The sequence below is a fragment of the Leptolyngbya sp. BL0902 genome (genome assembly GCF_016403105.1).
Classification (GTDB): domain Bacteria; phylum Cyanobacteriota; class Cyanobacteriia; order Phormidesmidales; family Phormidesmidaceae; genus Nodosilinea.
The window spans coordinates 2,236,061-2,252,708 of record NZ_CP046155.1 but is presented as its reverse complement, the minus strand read 5'-3'; the positions used below and the strand labels follow the sequence as shown (position 1 = coordinate 2,252,708).

General features: G+C 56.0%; 17 protein-coding genes. 9 read left to right on the top strand and 8 right to left on the bottom strand.

What is annotated here, in order from left to right:
• Positions 1-102: 102 nt before the first annotated feature.
• On the top strand, positions 103-750 hold the full coding sequence (gene tsaB, locus GFS31_RS10035) for a tRNA (adenosine(37)-N6)-threonylcarbamoyltransferase complex dimerization subunit type 1 TsaB (RefSeq protein ID WP_225907366.1): 648 nt from the start codon (positions 103-105) through the stop codon (positions 748-750).
• Here the strand turns inward: tsaB and GFS31_RS10030 are convergent.
• From GFS31_RS10030 to GFS31_RS10020, 3 genes are read right to left on the bottom strand one after another with little or no spacing between them, the layout of a single operon-like run.
• The gene (locus tag GFS31_RS10030) at positions 745-1,290 is read right to left on the bottom strand and encodes a pyridoxamine 5'-phosphate oxidase family protein (protein ID WP_198804709.1); all 546 of its coding nucleotides are present in this window, start codon (positions 1,288-1,290) and stop codon (positions 745-747) included. The genes tsaB and GFS31_RS10030 overlap by 6 nt on opposite strands.
• A 33-nt stretch (positions 1,291-1,323) precedes the next feature.
• On the bottom strand, positions 1,324-2,235 hold the full coding sequence (locus GFS31_RS10025; RefSeq protein WP_198804708.1) for an alpha/beta fold hydrolase: 912 nt from the start codon (positions 2,233-2,235) through the stop codon (positions 1,324-1,326).
• A 30-nt stretch (positions 2,236-2,265) separates the two neighbouring features.
• On the bottom strand, positions 2,266-3,003 hold the full coding sequence (locus tag GFS31_RS10020; RefSeq protein WP_317135020.1) for a hypothetical protein: 738 nt from the start codon (positions 3,001-3,003) through the stop codon (positions 2,266-2,268).
• A 272-nt stretch (positions 3,004-3,275) separates the two neighbouring features.
• Here GFS31_RS10020 and GFS31_RS10015 point away from each other — a divergent pair, with 272 nt between their 5' ends.
• Positions 3,276-3,797: a GNAT family N-acetyltransferase gene (locus GFS31_RS10015; protein WP_198804707.1), complete on the top strand. Its 522-nt coding sequence runs from the start codon at positions 3,276-3,278 to the stop codon at positions 3,795-3,797.
• 18 nt (positions 3,798-3,815) lie between these two features.
• Here GFS31_RS10015 and GFS31_RS10010 read toward each other — a convergent pair whose 3' ends face one another.
• Positions 3,816-4,838 carry a WD40 repeat domain-containing protein gene (locus GFS31_RS10010; protein ID WP_198804706.1) on the bottom strand — a complete coding sequence of 341 codons (1,023 nt, stop codon included), beginning with the start codon at positions 4,836-4,838 and terminating at the stop codon, positions 3,816-3,818.
• Positions 4,835-5,389 carry a J domain-containing protein gene (locus tag GFS31_RS21260; RefSeq protein ID WP_198804705.1) on the bottom strand — a complete coding sequence of 185 codons (555 nt, stop codon included), beginning with the start codon at positions 5,387-5,389 and terminating at the stop codon, positions 4,835-4,837. Before GFS31_RS21260 ends, GFS31_RS10010 begins: the two co-directional genes overlap by 4 nt.
• Before the next feature lie 229 nt (positions 5,390-5,618).
• On the opposite strand from GFS31_RS21260, the gene GFS31_RS10000 reads away from it, so the two are divergent.
• From GFS31_RS10000 to GFS31_RS09980, 5 genes are all read left to right on the top strand, one after another.
• Positions 5,619-5,795, top strand: coding sequence for a hypothetical protein (locus GFS31_RS10000; RefSeq protein ID WP_198804704.1), 177 nt, complete (start codon positions 5,619-5,621; stop codon positions 5,793-5,795).
• 312 nt (positions 5,796-6,107) lie between these two features.
• Positions 6,108-6,497 carry a PadR family transcriptional regulator gene (locus GFS31_RS09995; protein ID WP_198804703.1) on the top strand — a complete coding sequence of 130 codons (390 nt, stop codon included), beginning with the start codon at positions 6,108-6,110 and terminating at the stop codon, positions 6,495-6,497.
• A 151-nt stretch (positions 6,498-6,648) separates the two neighbouring features.
• Positions 6,649-7,209: a cofactor assembly of complex C subunit B gene (locus GFS31_RS09990; protein ID WP_225907365.1), complete on the top strand. Its 561-nt coding sequence runs from the start codon at positions 6,649-6,651 to the stop codon at positions 7,207-7,209.
• 152 nt (positions 7,210-7,361) lie between these two features.
• Positions 7,362-7,853 (top strand): hypothetical protein, encoded by a 492-nt coding sequence (locus GFS31_RS09985; protein WP_198804702.1) that lies wholly within the window; start codon positions 7,362-7,364, stop codon positions 7,851-7,853.
• Between the two features lie 134 nt (positions 7,854-7,987).
• Positions 7,988-8,401, top strand: a complete 414-nt coding sequence (locus tag GFS31_RS09980) for a metalloregulator ArsR/SmtB family transcription factor (protein WP_317135019.1) — start codon at positions 7,988-7,990, stop codon at positions 8,399-8,401.
• Between the two features lie 157 nt (positions 8,402-8,558).
• Here GFS31_RS09980 and GFS31_RS09975 read toward each other — a convergent pair whose 3' ends face one another.
• The 3 genes from GFS31_RS09975 to GFS31_RS09965 form a co-directional block, all read right to left on the bottom strand.
• Complete coding sequence (locus tag GFS31_RS09975; protein WP_198804701.1) at positions 8,559-9,779, bottom strand: type II secretion system F family protein; 1,221 nt, start codon at positions 9,777-9,779, stop codon at positions 8,559-8,561.
• 92 nt (positions 9,780-9,871) lie between these two features.
• The gene (locus GFS31_RS09970; protein ID WP_198804700.1) at positions 9,872-10,975 is read right to left on the bottom strand and encodes a type IV pilus twitching motility protein PilT; all 1,104 of its coding nucleotides are present in this window, start codon (positions 10,973-10,975) and stop codon (positions 9,872-9,874) included.
• A gap of 210 nt (positions 10,976-11,185) precedes the next feature.
• Positions 11,186-13,189, bottom strand: coding sequence for a GspE/PulE family protein (locus GFS31_RS09965; protein ID WP_198804699.1), 2,004 nt, complete (start codon positions 13,187-13,189; stop codon positions 11,186-11,188).
• Between the two features lie 599 nt (positions 13,190-13,788).
• On the opposite strand from GFS31_RS09965, the gene grpE reads away from it, so the two are divergent.
• Together grpE and dnaK are read left to right on the top strand one after the other, a co-directional pair.
• Positions 13,789-14,463, top strand: a complete 675-nt coding sequence (grpE, locus tag GFS31_RS09960; RefSeq protein WP_198804698.1) for a nucleotide exchange factor GrpE — start codon at positions 13,789-13,791, stop codon at positions 14,461-14,463.
• Between the two features lie 177 nt (positions 14,464-14,640).
• On the top strand, positions 14,641-16,593 hold the full coding sequence (gene dnaK, locus GFS31_RS09955) for a molecular chaperone DnaK (RefSeq protein WP_198804697.1): 1,953 nt from the start codon (positions 14,641-14,643) through the stop codon (positions 16,591-16,593).
• The last annotated feature ends 55 nt before the right edge of the window (positions 16,594-16,648 follow it).

The following is a 16,648-nucleotide window of genomic DNA, read 5'->3' as shown; positions in this document are numbered from 1 at the left end:
TGGATCGTCGTCACCTAGGGGTACAACGCTTCCTTGTGCGTTCCATCGATAGCCCCTGAATCTATGGCATGATGGCGACGACCGGGGGCATCGTCCCCACCCATGACCCGTTTCCCTATGCTAGGTTTGGCTCTCCACACCTCCAGTCCGGCCCTGGGCTTGGCGCTCAGTGACTTTGAACAGATCACCCGCGCCCAGACGTGGAACTTTGGCCGCGACCTCTCGATGCATTTGCACACCACCCTGATGGACTTTATCCATCCCTACGCCTGGGGAGATCTCTCCTTTTTGGCCGTAGCCCGTGGCCCTGGGGGCTTCACCGGAACCCGCATCGGCGTAGTCACGGCCCGCACCCTGGCTCAACAGTTGAATATCCCGCTGTTTGGCATCTCTAGCCTCGCCGCCCTAGCCCAATCTGTGGTTGACCAGACTCCTGATCTTGACCTCACCAACGCCCCAGCCATCGCCGTAGACCTCAAAGCCCAGCGAGAGATGCGCTTCACCGCCATCTACCAACCCACTCCTACCGGACTCAAAACCCTGCAAGCGGAACACGTGGTTTCCCCCGCCGCTTGGGAACAGACCTTAGCCGAGTTCCCTGGCCCCATCCAGGCCGTTACCGCCACCGATAACCTAGCCCCCACCGTGGCCCAAGTCCTGACCCTGGCCTATCAAGATTGGCAGGCAGGCCATAGGCCCCACTGGGCCGAAGCGGTGCCCTACTACGGCCAACATCCCGTAGCGTCATGACCTGGGGCGGAGGGCGCTGAGGTCGAGCTGAATCTTGGTGTCGATCAAGATAGTTGGGCTGTGGGCGATGCGGGGGCCTGTAATCCAAACGCGATGGGGTTGCAGGCGATAGAGACGGCGGGGCGAGAGGGCGAGGTAATCGGCGGGGGTGCGCTGTTGACCGGGGCTCCCCCGTTGCAACAGCAGGGGAATGACATCGGCCACCGCTGCGGGCTCCACTTCGGTAGCGATGCCTGACACATACAGTCCTTGCACCTGGCCTTCGCGCTGGTCGGTGCGGTAGATGGCTATGGTGGCGCGTCCGTGGTTGGCATAGAGGTTTTGGGAATGCTGGGCCGCCTGGGTAGAACTCCAGTAGAGGTTCCAGGCGGTGTCGTAGCCAAAAAAGACGGGGGAAGCCCAAGGCAGGCCATCTACAGAGCAGGTGGAGAGGGTGCCGTAGAGGGTTTCTGTCAGGAGGCTTTGGGCCGTGGCTAGGGCCGTGGGATCTTGGCCGTCGGCGGTGTTGACCCAGCCGTTTTCGGGGGTAGGGTAAGACATGGGTTCCGTGGATTCGTCGGTAGAAGACTGGGCTTATAGCAGGGCTGATTCAGCGGGGGCAGGGTAGTTCTGCACTTGGGCTAGGATAGCCTGGGCCACGGCCTGAGGCTGCTCCAGCATGGCCATATGACCACAGTTGGTGATGGGAATGACGGTGGTTTCCCCAGTTTGAGCACCGGGGCGATAGCCCGCTAGGTGGTGCACAAACTTGAGATCCATCACCGAATCTTGATCGCCCGCAATGAAGTAAACAGGCTGCTTGAGGGTGCTGACCAGACGGGGCAGCAGGTGCACTTCATGCTCGGTGGTAGATTCCAGCAGGGAACCTAGGGCAGCGTCGGCATTGGCATCCAGTAAGTCCGTTAGCCGCTGGTGCCCCCAGCGATAGGCGAGGGGCTGCACCACCGAGGCCCGCATCATGGCCCAGGTGAGCGGTGGCACGTGGCGCATCCAGGGCGCTCGCCACCGCACAATGGTTTGCCCTACCTGGCGAAACTGATTAAATTCGCGCTCTAGGTAAAGCCCGCCCCCCGCATTTAGACACGTCACCCCCTTGACTTGATCTGGGTAGCAGTGGGCGGCCCACAGGGCGATGCTGCCCCCTAGGGAATGCCCCACCAGCCACACTGGGCCAAGCTGAAGCTGACGCAGCAGTTCCGCCAAATCGCGGGCATAGGCAGCTAGACCGTAGGGTGAGGCGCTGGATTGCAGAGCTTCGGCGGCGGCGGGCAGACCGGGCTGATACCGATCTAAGTGGTGGCAAGATTGCCCGAACCCGCGCAGGTCGTAGCGCAGGCAGGGGTGGGCATCGGTGAGGTAGGGCAGGAGGGGCTGCCAATATTGCTGGCTTAACATCCAGCCGTGGACGAACACCAGAGGGGTGGCGTCGCTGCTTGCCGTCAGTTCGTAGTTATGGGGAACGCCAAAAAGAGTTGCGGTAGCCATAGGTCGCGGTAGCCATAGCTCGATCCTACCCTAGCCTGTGAGCCGAGCGCGTATCCCCTCGGCAATTTTGTGACCCAAATATTCGGGAATCAGGTTTTCGTTGGGGCCAAGCAGATAGAGAATCAGCCGGGTGCGCCCACGCCACACCAGCAGATTGGCGTTGACCACCAGTAGATCCTCCTGCCACACGGCATACATGACTTTATAAAAGAGTCCTGGTTGGTTGTTGGCCTCGATTAACAAGGCTGGTAAATGGAACACGGGGTCTACATAAAATTCAGTTTCTACTCCCTCTAGTCCAGCATCGAGGTTAAACTCTACCGACAGCATTTCTTCAACTTCAAAATGCCCTGCTAAGGATTCTTGAATGGCCCGACAAACATTTTCTGAGGTTTGAGGTGAGAGGGCCTTTCCACCACGCGACACAACCATTTTTATAAACACCAGCATGGGCTGAGCAATTTGGCCATAGAGGCTGAGGTTATGGATTGTCAGGCCATAGGCAGCTAAAACCCCAAAAATATCGCTGAGCAAAAAAGATTGATTTCGGTAGACAAAAAATAGGGCGCTTTTGCTGCTTTCTGGCCGAATTTCTATGACAGCTTTTTTTTGTTTATATAACTGGTAGGCTAACCTCAGGTTCTGAAGCTGGATTTCGCTGCTAACAAACTGTTCATAGAACTGCGGAAACGATCTGTTAAAGCGCTTTAACAGATCGACAGTGGAGGAGTTTAAGCCAACGGCCATTTTAGAGAAGATAGACTCCATTGCGTTAATGCGAACACCTCCTCCTTGAGAGGCAGAGGAAACGAGGCAGGGGCCATGGGATCAGCCAACCACGGCAGCTAGGTGACAAGACTGAACTCCGCTGGCATTCGCCCTCGAACCCGACGCAAAACCCAGATGATGCCAATCTTAGCGGTTAGTCACCCTCCTAAACGACTTAAATGGCACGGATAGAAGGAAAGCCCTAGGATAAGGCCATCCTCTTAGATTAGAATTGGTCTGCGGATTTCCTCAGAATACTAGGCTGTGCCTGCATGGGTTTTTGGAAAAGTCTCTTTAATGGATCCGATGGTGCTACACCGGGAGAATCGGAAGCCTCTGGCACGGTGTTAGAGGCGATCCCAGAGCAGCGGGGGAGCAGCACCATCATTTTCAGCACCGACCGCGAGATTGACCTCTACGAACTAGAGGAACTGTGCAACGCGGTGGGCTGGGCCAGACGGCCAATTCGCAAGGTTCGCAAGGCCATCCAGCACAGCTACCTCGTGGTAACGATGTGGGAGCAGCGGGGGGCGCGGCGGCGGCTGATTGGCTTCTCGCGGGCCACCTCCGACCATGCCTTTAACGCTACCATCTGGGATGTGGTAGTACACCCCGACTTTCAGGGTCGAGGGCTGGGCAAGGAACTGATGAAGCAGATGATCAAGAAGCTCCGCAGCGACGACATTAGCAACGTCACCCTCTTTGCCGACCCCCATGTAGTGGATTTCTACCGAGGGCTGGGCTTCATGCCGGATCCAGAAGGCATCAAAGGTATGTTCTGGTATCCAGACTAGGCCCCATGGGAGGCGACATCAAAACCGCCACTGACGCATCGCCCCATCGGCCCCGGCACTGAGCAGCGCATCATCGGCCACGGTGATCAGGCTGATTCTCCCTGGGCTGTGGGCCGAAACCGTATCGAGCAACGCGCCAGAAGCCACATCCCAAACCATGAGATGTCCCTGGTCATCTGCCCCACAGAGCAATCTACCCTGATGGCAAAAGGCGAGGGCTGTCACACCGCTTGGGGCCGATTGGCACGTCTGACGCCGCTCTCCCGATGGAAACTGCCACAGGCTAACATTGCCATCAGAACTGCCAGTGGCAAAGACTAGATTCTTTTTAAAGAAATCCAAGGCTTGTACAGCCTGAGCATGAGCTTGAATAGGCTGAATCTTGTTAGCTTTTAGCGTTTGATGTAAATAAATAGAGCCATCAACAAAACCACAAATGCTGAACAAACCAGTATGCCCAAGAGCTATTAATAAGGCTGAGACTTTAGGGTGTGATAGCACCTTTAATAGCTTGCAGTCTCGGAAATCCCATACTTTGGCCTCTCCATCACTTATGGTTATTAGTGATTTAGACGCATAGTCAATAGATAAGGTCTCAATCTCGTTTTGATGCGCATTGATTTGTTTGATAAAACTACCATCACTTAAATTCCATATTCGGACAGTGCCAACTTGATCACTGCTGAAGAGAATTTGATCGTCAGGGCTAAAGGTCAAATGAGTTATGGCACCAATATGACCTTTAAGAATATGAAAGCTGCGCTTCCTCTTATAATTCCATAGTTCAATAATCCCATGACTATTGCCCGTAGCAATAAGCTTTTTGCTGTGACTCATGGTGACAAAAGAGACTGGCTCTATATTTAGGGCAAAATCTTCACCAGATTCAAAGTTAACCGTAAATCCTGCTTCTCTAGTTTTACTGGAGTTGAATTCTTCAGGTGAATCGCTGTTTCTTTTGTCAGGGCTTGGAGATGAGGATTTATTTTTTCCTTGATTGCCAGGTTTTCCGTGCGCCTCTTTTGATGGAGTCTTTTTCAATAAATAGCTAAGATAAGATACCTAAAGTCTTGATGATTGGTTATCAAATTAATAATCTCATCATCATAGTCAACTTGATATAAGCCATATTCTGATGCTCTCCTAAAATCACTGCTTGCACGATTTTCAAAGCCTAATACTGAGAATAAAATACCTCTTAAATGATAGGCTGCTGCATAATTTGAATTTAGCTTGATCGCGTGAGCTAGTTCGTCTGCTGCATCTTTATATTGTTCTGCCTTAATCAGAGTCTTGGCATGATCATAAAATTCCTTAGGACTAGTGCGGCGAGTTTTGACGGAGGTTGTGTAGCGGCTGGCATTGGAGAATGACATGCCAGAAAAATCGCCCTCCTGCCGTGCTTTGAGGGCTTCGTAGGCAATGTTGATGGTCTTGATTTTTTCTTCCGCAATGCTTAGGTTAACGGGATCGGTGGCAAAGCGATCTGGGTGCCATTGCTTGACCAGTCGTTTGTAGGCCACCTTCAAATCCTGGGGAGAGGCTTCGGGGCGAAGATTGAAGAGGGTGTAGTAGGCAGCAAACTCATCCATGGCCAAGGGAAAATGGGAATAGGGAGTAAGCGGAGACCGCTCGGCCTAGTATTCCCCTACTGGTGGTGAAGCGCTCATCATCGTGGCCTAAAAGTCGGGCAACAGGCCAAAAACTCTAGAAAGGGCAGAGGCTGATTTTTGGTGGACGCGCCTATCTCCTCGATCAGCCCATGGGGTGGCACCCAGGCAGAAGTCGGCTATGATAGCCCCACTATTGCCTGGAGAGCCCATGGACGAAATAACCAACTGTGAAAAGCTGGCTTCTGTACTCAATCGCGCCGGGGATCAAGGCAAGGGAGCCTTCTGCAAAATGCTTTGGGGCAATCAGTCCGAGGCAATTCAAGCACAGCTCATGCCTTTGCTCAGCGACGTCGCCCTTGCGATCATTCGTCAGCCTGAAGCCTGAATTAACAGGGGCAAAGTTGGATCCATTTCACGTCATTTATGGCGTTTTGAATTCTCTCTGGCCACGAATATTTAATAATCTCTAAAAAAATTTGCAGATAGTTACTATCTATCGCTTCCATGTCACGGCGGGGATCACCTGTGCTTAGAATTAACCTACCCAGTTTCGCCAAGCCCAGCGCGGCAGGGTAGCCCAATTTTTTAGGAAATCGCTGTTCATGGTGAACGGTTTTGATCCTTGGCCCCAGTGTGACCCAGGTCAGCCTTTCGCCATTCCAGGGTGAGTGGCCCGTTCATATCTTGGAGAGAGACTATGAAGTTTGAGGATATTTACCAGTTTTTTGAGGATCCACCGCCGATCTATCTCAACAAGGAACTGGCCGTGTGCTACGTGCTGGCGGTGCTGCTACAGCAGGATTCCTACGGCACAGAACTGATTCAGCGTCTCTCCGAGCAGTTTGTTCACTATCGTCTCTCCGATACTGTGCTCTACGGAGCGCTCAAGTTTTTAGAGGACGAAAAAGCCATTGATGGCTATTGGAAAAAGGTAGAAGGGCGAGGCCGACCTCGGCGGATGTATCGCCTCAACCCTGACTGGCGATTGCAGGCGGAGGAACTTGCGGAATTTTGGAAAACCTACATGGGAAACTCCACCGCCCCCGCCTATGCCGATAGCCCCATTCTATCGGTTCCTCGGCTCTAGCTTGGCTTGGGTCGAAGGCTGTGCCGCCCAGGCTAGTGCTTGGATCTAGCTGGGCGCATCTGAGGTCAGACGTAGGGGGCCAAACCGCAATCTAGCTGAATCGCGCAACATTGCGTACTGTAGAACAGTACCCTCACCGCCGAGCTTTCCCGTGACTGAAACGATCCTGTATTCCACTGTATTTTTAACCCTGCTGTTGATGGTGGGGTTATTCTTTTTTATCCGGGCCTCCACGAAGGATCGGACAGAGGTTCTGATTCTCAACGCCCCTGCCGACCCTATGACTACGCTAGATGCCCTCACGGTGTATTTCCAGCAGCGGGCCTACCGTCTAGATGCTCGCCCCACCTTGGATCAGATGGTTCTCAAAGGCCAGGTGAGTCCCAGTTGGTTTCTTGCCATCTTTCTTAGCAGTCTGGCAGCGGTAGGAGGGCTGTGCTTTGCCCTGGTTTTGGCCATTCTGGTGCCTGGGGTAGGCATGGCTTTTGGTGGCCTGGTGCTGCTGTCTCCGGTGGCGGGTTGGTTTTACTGGCAGCGGGCTGGACGGGAAGAGCAGATTATCCTCGCAGCCCAGGCGGGGGCCGACGGTGATCCCCAGGTGACGGTTACGGCCCATCGTGATGAACTCTTGGCCCTTGAACAGGCGTGGAAAGCCCAACTCCGCGATCTGATTATCACCGCTGCCGCCGAAATTGCCCCGGCCCAGCCCTAGCGGCTTTGTCCCCAGACCAACGCCCTGGGCAGACTTTTCTAAGGCTGTCTCAACCCCCATGGCGAGGGTGATCTCCCGTTAGGATTTACCCCAGGGATGAGTTCAGATTGGGCAGGGCTCGCTATACTGGGCGGCGATGTGGTTACAAACCTATGGTTGCAGGAGTTGTGATGAGCCAAGACATCACTCAATGGATTGCGGAGGTTAAAACCCTTCAGCACCAGCTAGCCGATGCCCGCCGTGAGCGGGACCAAGCCCACAATAGCGCCGCTAACTGGCGACGACTCTATGAAAATGAAGCCCGTCAGCGGCGACAAGAGGCCGAACAGCAGCAGGCTCAGATCGTGGAACTGTCCCAGCGACTGCTTGATCAGCAACGCGCCCAAACCGAGGCCCAAACCTTTGTTCAGAGCTTAGAACGTGCCGATTCCCTGTCGGGTCTCCAAGATCAACTCACGGCCCTTGTAGAGCGCTGCCAGAAGCTAACCCAATCTCTGGAGGCCGAGCGCACGGCCCACAACCACACGCGCCACACCCTCACCGCTGCCCTAGGGGACACCTTCGATATGATCAAGCTGAACCGTTCCCTAACGGTACGATCTGCGCCAGCTAGCGATGACGCCAAAGTGGGTGCTTGGGGATAGAGCCAGGGTAAAGATCCAAAGAGGCGAAAAACCACCAACTAGGGCAGTCGGATCTGAGCGCGGCTTCAATATACTACTTCAAGGTTATATAATAAAGTCTTAATCCTTAGCCTTGACTTACCGCGCATTCCTCTATGGCTTCCTCTCCCTTGGCCTCCCCGCCCTCCGTCGTAACCTCCCCGGCGACCGACTGCCGCTTTATGCAGCTTCCCCCAGAGACCCTGCAACTGGTCGCCGACTTTTTTAAGGTGCTCTCCGAGTCGAGTCGCCTCCAGATTATGTGTGCCCTCAAGGTTGGCCCCCAGAATGTATCCGAGATTATTGAAGCCACGGGCCTAGGGCAGGCCAATGTGTCTAAACACCTGAAAATTTTGGCCCAGGCGGGGGTTGTCAGGCGTCAGCAGCAGGGCGTGTGCGTGTATTATCAAATCGCTAACGCCTTCGTGTTTGACCTCTGCGAGCTTGTGTGCGACTCGCTGTCCATGCAGGTGCAGCAGCAGTCTGAAAAAATTGCCGGACTAGAAGCCTTTCGCCAGCCCCTACCCTAAGTGTCTTCCGGTCTTGGGTTTCGGCCTCGGCGCAAGAACGCCACCCTCTCACGGTTTCTACCATGCCAAAGCCCCTAGGGTGCAGATGCGCCTAGGGGCTTTGGGGCAAGAAGCAACGTGCGGAAGGGAGTAGGGGCGTTCCTCAACGCCCAATGACCTACTGCACCACGTCCATGATTTTGAACATCGGCAGGTACATCGACACTAGGATGGAGCCTACCATGCCCCCCAGCACCACAATCATGATCGGCTCCATGATGCTCGTGAGGGATTTCACGGCCTGTTCTACTTCATCTTCGTAGAAGTCCGCCACCTTCATCAACATCCCATCCAGTTCCCCAGTTTCTTCGCCAATGCTGATCATCTGAATGGCCATGGTGGGGAAAACGCCGTATTTCTGAAGGGCAATGCTAATCATCCCCCCGGTTTGTACGTCCTTACGGGCTTCATCCACCGCCTCAGAAATCACCTGGTTGCCAGCGGTATCGCGGACGATTTCCAGAGAGGTCAGAATGGGGACGCCTGCTTTGGAGAGGGAACCAAAGGTGCGGCAGAAGCGGGCAGTGGCCGTTTTTTGAATTAGGTCGCCGAACAGAGGCATTTTCAGAGCCATGCGATCTACGGTGCGGCGGCCATTGAGGGTAGCGTAGTAGCGCTTAAAGGCAAAGCTAGAGGAGAAAATGATGGCAATCATCAGCACCCAGTTGTGAAACTTACGCAAAAAGGAGCTAATCAACAGCATCATCTGAGTGAAGGCAGGCAGCTCTGCATCCATCTGTTCAAACATATCCGCGAAGATGGGCAGGAGAAACATCGTCATGGCAATGAAGATCGTGACCGCCAGCAACCCGACCACGACCGGGTAGGTCATGGCGGATTTGATCTGGTTCTGCAAGCGGTTGAGGTCTTCTAGGAGTTTGGCTAGGCGGTTCAACACCTCATCGAGCACCCCGCCCACTTCTCCGGCTTGCACCAGCGCTACGTAGAGGTTGTCAAAGCAGGCGGGGTGCTTCCGCATGGCGTCAGAGAGGTTGGTGCCCTGCTGCACGTCGGCGTTGATGGCTAGGAGCGCCTGTTTCAGCTTAGGGTTGGTACAGTCGTCGGCCAAGACGCCTAGCCCCCGCACGAGGGCTACCCCAGCGTTCACTAGGGCTGCAAACTGGCGGGAGAAAATCGCTTTGTCTTTGACCGTCACCTTGGTCATTGACGTGGAGATGGCCTCCATACTGAAGTTAAAACCCTTCTCCTCTTTGATCTCTAGGACAAATAAACCTTGATTCTTCAGCAGGGTGCGGGCATCGTTGGGGGTTTCGGCAGAAATCCGTTCTTTCCGCTGGCTTCCGGTGGCATCACGACCAATGGCAACGTAGGTAGGCATGGCTCAAGGCCTCGAAGGATGATGGTGAGAGCATTATAGCGATTGTCCCCGGATGCTGATCCCCTTGAGGTCGGCGTCCGGGGGGCTGGAGATTAGCGACGCCCAGCTCCGGCAGCGGCAGGTGCTGGGCCAAGGAGGCGCTGGAGTTCGTCGGGCTTAGAGGTCTTAGACATGGCGGCTTCAAAGGAGATAGTGCCAGACTTGTAAAGGTCTGCTAGTACCTTCTCAAGGGTCTGCATCCCCACTTTGCCCCCGGTTTGGATGGCCCCGTAGATTTGGGCGGTTTTGCCCTCCCGAATCATGTTGGCAATTGCGGGGGTAATCACCATGATTTCCTGGGCCATCACCCGACCATACTCGCCCGGTTTGACGTTGGCCTTGGGCACTAGGGTTTGGCTGAGCACCGCCACTAGGGAGCCGGAAAGCTGCACCCGCACCTGCTGCTGCTGCTCTGGGGGGAACACGTCAATCATCCGGTCTACGGTTTGGGCGGCGGAACTGGTGTGCAGGGTGCCAAAGACTAAGTGGCCCGTTTCTGCGGCGGAAATGGCCAGGGAGATGGTTTCTAGGTCACGCATTTCCCCCACCAGAATCACGTCGGGGTCTTCCCGCAGGGCGGCCCGCAGGGCGTTGGCAAAGCTCTTGGTATCTTCCCCAATTTGGCGCTGGTGAATCAGGCTCTTAATTGGCTCATAGACAAACTCGATGGGGTCTTCCACCGTCAGAATGTGCTCTGGACGGGTGAGGTTGATGTTGTTGATCATCGAGGCCAGGGTGGTGGATTTCCCGGAACCCGTTGGCCCCGTCACCAGAATGAGGCCGCGCGGTTTTTCGGCCAGTTCGTGGACGATGGGAGGTAATCCCAGAACTTCCATGCTGGGAATTTTGGAGCTGAGCGCCCGCAGACAGGCGGCGTAGGTGCCTCGGTCTTTGTATACGTTGACCCGGAAGCGGGCCAGCCCCTTCACCCCGTAGGAACAGTCCAGTTCCCAGGTTTGCTCTAGCTGCTTGCGCTGGGTGTTGTTCAACATGCTGAAGATCAGCCGCTGACAGGCTTCCGAGGTCATGGGCTCGTGCTCGGTGGGCGTTAGTTTGCCGCTGATCCGAATGTAGGGGGGCAGTCCCGCCGAGAGGTGGAGGTCAGAGCCGCCCCGCTCGATTACCTCTTCCATCAAATCTTCGATCATCAATTCCATGGATTTACCTCTGTCTGGAGAGAAGGGTGGGAAAGGAACCCTCACAGGTGGTCAGCCGGGTTCCCGAAAGGCTGATCTCAGGATGCCCACAGGAGTGAACAATCGTGTCATGGCCCCATAAAACTTATCGAATGGCCTGATGGTAGGGAGTCTACCTAGGCTGCTGAACACATTTCCTAGGGTACAGGTGTTTATCCTAGTGGGGCTCCACTACTCCGCAAAGCGGGGGGTGAGGCAGTAGGGGCAGTCTAACCACTCCTGCTGCAATTCGGCGCTACAACAGCTACAGGTCAGCGACGCTTTCCGCTTTGCCTTCAGTTCGGCCTCTAGGCCCGTGTCGGTAAAGGTAACGCGCTCGACTTCATCGAGGGTGGTATAGCCCTGGCGCACCAGGGACAGACTGTAGGCCAGCAGGGTCTGCATTCCCTCCTCTACGGCGGCTTCTTTGATCACCTCCGTCGGTGCCCCGTCGGAGATCAGCTTTTGAATGCGCTCCGTCACCCGCAGCACTTCATAGACCCCGACCCGGCCTTTATAGCCACCGCCCTGACAGGTGGGACAGAGGGTATTTTTTGCCCGCGCTTCGGCCACCTGGTCGATGGAGAGGGTGTTGGCCTTGTAGAAGGTCACTTCGCCATCGGCGGAGGCGCTGAGGCCAAAGTGGGCCAGTTCGTCCACGCTGGGCTGGTAGGCAATGCGGCAATCGCCGCAGACCCGCCGCAGGAGGCGTTGGGCCAGCACCCCAATCAGGGCGCTAGACACCATGAAGGATTCCACCCCCATTTCATCCAAACGGGCGATGGCCCCGGCGGCGTCGTTGGTGTGTAGGGTGGTGAGCACCATGTGCCCGGTGAGGGCCGCTTCAATGGCGGTTTTGGCGGTTTCTCGGTCGCGGGTTTCCCCCACCAGAATCACATCCGGGTCTTGGCGCAAAAAGGCCCGCAGAATGGCGGAAAAGTCCATGCCCTTTTCCCGAATCACCTGCACCTGGGTGAGCCCTTCTAGGGTGTATTCAATCGGGTCTTCGGCGGTGCTGATGTTGATGCCAGGATCATTGCGCTCCGACAGCACCGAGTAGAGGGTCGTGGTTTTCCCGGAACCCGTTGGCCCCGTCACTAGCAAGAGCCCAAAGGGCCGCGCTGCCATTTCCTGGACAATTTTGAGGGAGGTGGGGTCGGTGATGAGCTTGTCGAGCCCCAGTTGGGTGACGGAGTTATCCAGAATCCGCAGCACCACCTTCTCGCCGCAGCGGCTGGGCAAGGTGTTGACCCGAAAGTCTACCTTACGACCCTGGAAGATCCGGCGAATCCGGCCATCCTGGGGAGCCCGTCGCTCGGCAATGTCGAGGTCGGAGATGATCTTGAAGCGGGCTGTTACCGCTGGGATGATTTTTTTCGGCATCCGGGGCAGGGCTTCCTTCAGCACCCCATCTTTGCGGAAGCGCACCCGCAGATACTCTTCCTGGGGCTCGATGTGGATGTCGGAAACGCCCTCTTGCAGCGCCTTCACCAGAATTTTGTTCACTAGGGCAATGACCGGAGCCGCCCCAGCATCCTTCAGGGCCTCGCCAAGATCAGCTTCCTGGTCAATGACGTCCTCTAGGTCGCCACCATAATCCAGTTCCTCTAGGCTGGTGCGGACGTCAACGGCGGCATCGAGTTCTTCTTTTTTCTGCTTGGCAACCGCCTCATCGAGGTAGGTGGAGATGAGCCGCTGAAAGTCTTCAACGGTAATCACCATGCGGCGCAGGGCCATGTTGCGGGGGCGCAGGATGCGGTTCAGGTCGTCCTGGGCCTCAAGGTTTTCAGGATCGACCATGGCCACGAGTACCGCTGGCTGATCCCCCTCCTCTTGGGCTAGGGGGACGAGGCGGTGGCGGCGGCAGACATCCACCGGAATGAGCGTGTCAATCAGGCTACCGATCTGGGCGGCTGAGACATCGCTGAGTTCTGGATCGAGGGACTCGACCCCGTAGAGAATCTTCAGCTCAAAGAGTTGCTGCTTCTTGTACTGGCGCAGCAGTTCTGGGGCCAACTGCTGCCCGGTCAAAGACTCGAGGACATCGGTCAGGGATTGCCCGGTTTTGCGGCTCTCCGCGAGGGCTTTCTGCATCTGTTCCGAATCTACGTAGCCCGTTTGGATCAGCTTATTGCCAAAGGGCGAAAAACTTCGTTGTAGAACAAGCGCCCGCCGAGACGAAGGAGAATTAGTCATAGTGCCGATGCCAACACAGAAGAATCGCAAACATATTTAGTCAAAGGCGTCCCTAATTACGACCGCACCAACGGTTACAGAAGTAGAAGCCCAAGCTACACCCCACTCTAGTTCCGATCATACCCCTATCCCCCTTGATCGGCGCGACATTTGCTACGGTGGGTTTCAGGGTTGGAAACTGCCGATTGAGCCACCTGTTGAGGAGGGAGGGGTCAGAAAAGCCCAAGACCTACCTCTAGTTTTAATCGAGTCCTTAGGAATTAGGTGCTTACCCCCCCAGCCGACCCCTGCGGATTGTTACGTAACTTAAACTAACGCCCCAGAAGCGATGGCCCACCCCAGCCAGGTCTGAGCCCAGGGCAGAATGCTGTCCTAGCCGTTGATTGCAACCCCGGTTGCCGAGGTCAGCGCTGCGGTGCTTCCGTTGAATTTTCGTCTGTCGGCACAGATTAGGGCGAATTTAGAACCAGGTCGGCAAAAACTGTGCTGTTGACGGCCTACGTAAGTAAGATAAGCTTGAGCCAGACCTCTGGGAGTTGACTCCTAGGTCTGCCAGAACAAGTCGTCCAGTTTACACGTAGTCAGGTTACGAGATTGGCATGGTTGACGAACAGCATCAAGCGGATATCCCCGAAGCAGCGCCCGCCACAGAGGGGGTGGAGGAACTTCACGAAGAGGACGCGGCCCTTGATATTGATATTGATCAGGCCCTAGACGGCCTGGAGGCCGAGCTAGCCGAAGAACCTGGGGTTCGCAGCGCATCTGGGGTCGAGGTAGCCCACTTCGAGCAGCAGATTGCTGACCTTAAAGCCCAGATTGAGGATCAGTCTAACCAGGCCATTCGCATTGCGGCAGACTTTGAAAACTACCGAAAACGCACCGCCCGGGAAAAGGAAGATCTGGAAAACCAGGTCAAAGGCAATACGGTTATTGAATTGCTGCCTGTGGTAGATAACTTTGAGCGGGCTCGATCTCAAATCAAGCCCCAAACCGAGGCAGAGATGGCGATTCACAAGAGCTATCAAAGCGTCTACAAGCAACTTGTGGAGACCCTCAAGCGCCTGGGGGTATCGGCCCTGCGAGCGGAAGGACAAGAGTTTGATCCTCAACTCCACGAGGCGGTTATGCGGGAACCCACCGCTGACCACCCCGAAGGTACGGTGATCGAAGAGTTTGTGCGGGGCTACCAGCTCGGAGATCGAGTTTTGCGCTACGCCATGGTGAAGGTTGCGGCCCCACCGGAAGCGGATAGCCCTGCCTCCGAGGAGAGCTAGACAGCACCGGGCAGAACCGTGGCCTTGTCCGGTTCATACTTCGTTGTCTTCCTCGCAGTGCGATAACTTTCATCCCTAGGGGGGGCATACTAACCACAGTTGGTCGTCAGGGGTTCCCTTCTAGAAGGGGCACAGCAGTCGGGGTCTGGGCAGTCACTTTGTTCAACAGCACGGGCTATGGGAAAAGTAATCGGCATCGATTTAGGGACAACGAATAGCTGTGTTGCCGTGCTTGAAGGCGGCAAACCAGTGGTGATTACCAGCACGGAAGGGGGGCGCACGGTGCCCAGCATCGTGGGCTTTGGCAAAGGCGGTGAGCGTCTGGTGGGCCAATTGGCCAAACGCCAAGCCGTCACCAACGCCGAAAACACGGTCTACAGCATTAAACGCTTCATCGGGCGGCGCTGGGATGACACCGTGGCCGAGCGGAGTCGGGTACCCTACGTCTGCGTCAGCGGGCGCGATCAAACCGTTGACGTGGAAATTCGGGGCAAAACCTACACCCCCCAAGAGGTCTCGGCCATGATTCTGCAAAAGCTCAAGCAGGATGCCGAAGCCTACCTGGGCACCGACGTCACCCAGGCGGTGATTACCGTTCCGGCCTACTTCACCGATGCCCAGCGTCAGGCTACCAAGGACGCAGGCACCATCGCTGGCCTAGAAGTCCTGCGGATCATTAACGAGCCCACTGCTGCGGCCCTATCCTATGGCCTAGACAAACAGGATCAAGACCAGACGGTGCTCGTGTTTGACCTTGGGGGCGGCACCTTCGACGTCTCCATCCTGCAACTGGGGGATGGCGTCTTCGAGGTAAAAGCTACGGCGGGCAACAACCACCTCGGTGGCGATGACTTTGATAATTGCATTGTAGACTGGCTCCTCGAAGCCTTCCGCAACCAAGAGGGCATCGACCTCTCAGCGGATCGGATGGCTCTCCAGCGCATCCGGGAGGCGTCTGAAAAAGCCAAGATTGAGCTGTCTAACCTGGCCTCCACCTCCATCAATTTGCCCTTCATTACGGCGGATGAAACCGGGCCAAAGCACCTGGAAATGAGCCTAACGCGGTCTCACTTCGAGCAGTTGGCCGCCGATTTGGTTAAGTCTACCCTGGAGCCCGTGCAGCAAGCCCTGAAGGATGCCGGACTGGCCCCGGAGGGCATTGATCGGATTTTGCTGGTGGGTGGATCCACCCGAATGCCAGCGGTACAGCAGGCCATTAGCCAGTATTTTGGGGGGAAAGCCCCGGATCGTTCCGTCAACCCCGATGAAGCGGTGGCCCTAGGGGCGGCCATCCAGGCGGGGGTGCTGGGGGGCGAGGTCAAGGATCTGCTGCTGCTAGACGTAACACCGCTGTCCTTGGGTATCGAAACCCTGGGCGAAGTGTTCACCAAGATTATTGAGCGGAACACGACCATTCCCACCAGCAAATCCCAGACCTTCTCCACCGCCACCGACGGCCAGACCTCGGTAGAGATCCACGTGCTCCAAGGGGAGCGGGCCATGGCCAAGGACAATAAGAGCCTCGGCAAGTTCCAACTCACGGGTATCCCTCCGGCTCCCCGGGGTGTCCCTCAAATCGAAGTCTCCTTTGAGATCGACGCCGACGGCATTTTGCAGGTATCTGCCCTCGATAAAGGCACCGGACGCGCCCAGAGCATCCGCATCACCAACACCGGAGGGCTCAGCGCCAGCGAAGTGGAGCAAATGCGCCAGGATGCAGAGGTCTTTGCGGACGAAGACGAGCGGCGGCGACAGGTGGTGGAACTGGCCAACCAGGCCGACGGTCTCTTCAACAGCTACGATGCCACCCTGCGCGACCACGGGGCCGCCATGGATGACTCCACTCGCGCCAACCTGGAAGCTAAGGCCGCTCAACTGCGCCGTGCCGTCCAGAGTCCTACCATTCAACCATCGGCGCTGCAAACTTGCCTCGACGAGCTTCAGTCGGCTCTCTTTGCCATCGGCTCTAGCTTCTACAGCAGCACCAACACCTCAAGCTCTGACGACATGGGATTCTCGGACTACGAGCCCGAAGACAATGGAGGAGGCTATGGTGCTGCCGCCGATGCGGGTGACTATGACGACGACCTCGATGCCACCGTCACCGCCGACTACGAGGCCATTGATTAGCCTGCAACCGAGTCCAACCCAGACCCTAGGGCGGGTATCCCACCTAGCCAAGGCG

What these genes read in the sequence shown, in the direction of transcription:
- GFS31_RS09975 (WP_198804701.1), bottom strand. Translation starts at nt 9,779, where the DNA reads ATGCCTACCTACGTTGCCATTGGTCGTGATGCCACCGGAAGCCAGCGG.
- GFS31_RS10020 (WP_317135020.1), bottom strand. Translation starts at nt 3,003, where the DNA reads ATGGAGTCTATCTTCTCTAAAATGGCCGTTGGCTTAAACTCCTCCACT.
- dnaK (WP_198804697.1), top strand. Translation starts at nt 14,641, where the DNA reads ATGGGAAAAGTAATCGGCATCGATTTAGGGACAACGAATAGCTGTGTT.
- GFS31_RS10030 (WP_198804709.1), bottom strand. Translation starts at nt 1,290, where the DNA reads ATGTCTTACCCTACCCCCGAAAACGGCTGGGTCAACACCGCCGACGGC.
- GFS31_RS09985 (WP_198804702.1), top strand. Translation starts at nt 7,362, where the DNA reads ATGGTTGCAGGAGTTGTGATGAGCCAAGACATCACTCAATGGATTGCG.
- GFS31_RS10000 (WP_198804704.1), top strand. Translation starts at nt 5,619, where the DNA reads ATGGACGAAATAACCAACTGTGAAAAGCTGGCTTCTGTACTCAATCGC.
- GFS31_RS21260 (WP_198804705.1), bottom strand. Translation starts at nt 5,389, where the DNA reads ATGGATGAGTTTGCTGCCTACTACACCCTCTTCAATCTTCGCCCCGAA.
- GFS31_RS09965 (WP_198804699.1), bottom strand. Translation starts at nt 13,189, where the DNA reads ATGACTAATTCTCCTTCGTCTCGGCGGGCGCTTGTTCTACAACGAAGT.
- tsaB (WP_225907366.1), top strand. Translation starts at nt 103, where the DNA reads ATGACCCGTTTCCCTATGCTAGGTTTGGCTCTCCACACCTCCAGTCCG.
- GFS31_RS09995 (WP_198804703.1), top strand. Translation starts at nt 6,108, where the DNA reads ATGAAGTTTGAGGATATTTACCAGTTTTTTGAGGATCCACCGCCGATC.
- GFS31_RS10015 (WP_198804707.1), top strand. Translation starts at nt 3,276, where the DNA reads ATGGGTTTTTGGAAAAGTCTCTTTAATGGATCCGATGGTGCTACACCG.
- grpE (WP_198804698.1), top strand. Translation starts at nt 13,789, where the DNA reads ATGGTTGACGAACAGCATCAAGCGGATATCCCCGAAGCAGCGCCCGCC.
- GFS31_RS09980 (WP_317135019.1), top strand. Translation starts at nt 7,988, where the DNA reads ATGGCTTCCTCTCCCTTGGCCTCCCCGCCCTCCGTCGTAACCTCCCCG.
- GFS31_RS10025 (WP_198804708.1), bottom strand. Translation starts at nt 2,235, where the DNA reads ATGGCTACCGCAACTCTTTTTGGCGTTCCCCATAACTACGAACTGACG.
- GFS31_RS09970 (WP_198804700.1), bottom strand. Translation starts at nt 10,975, where the DNA reads ATGGAATTGATGATCGAAGATTTGATGGAAGAGGTAATCGAGCGGGGC.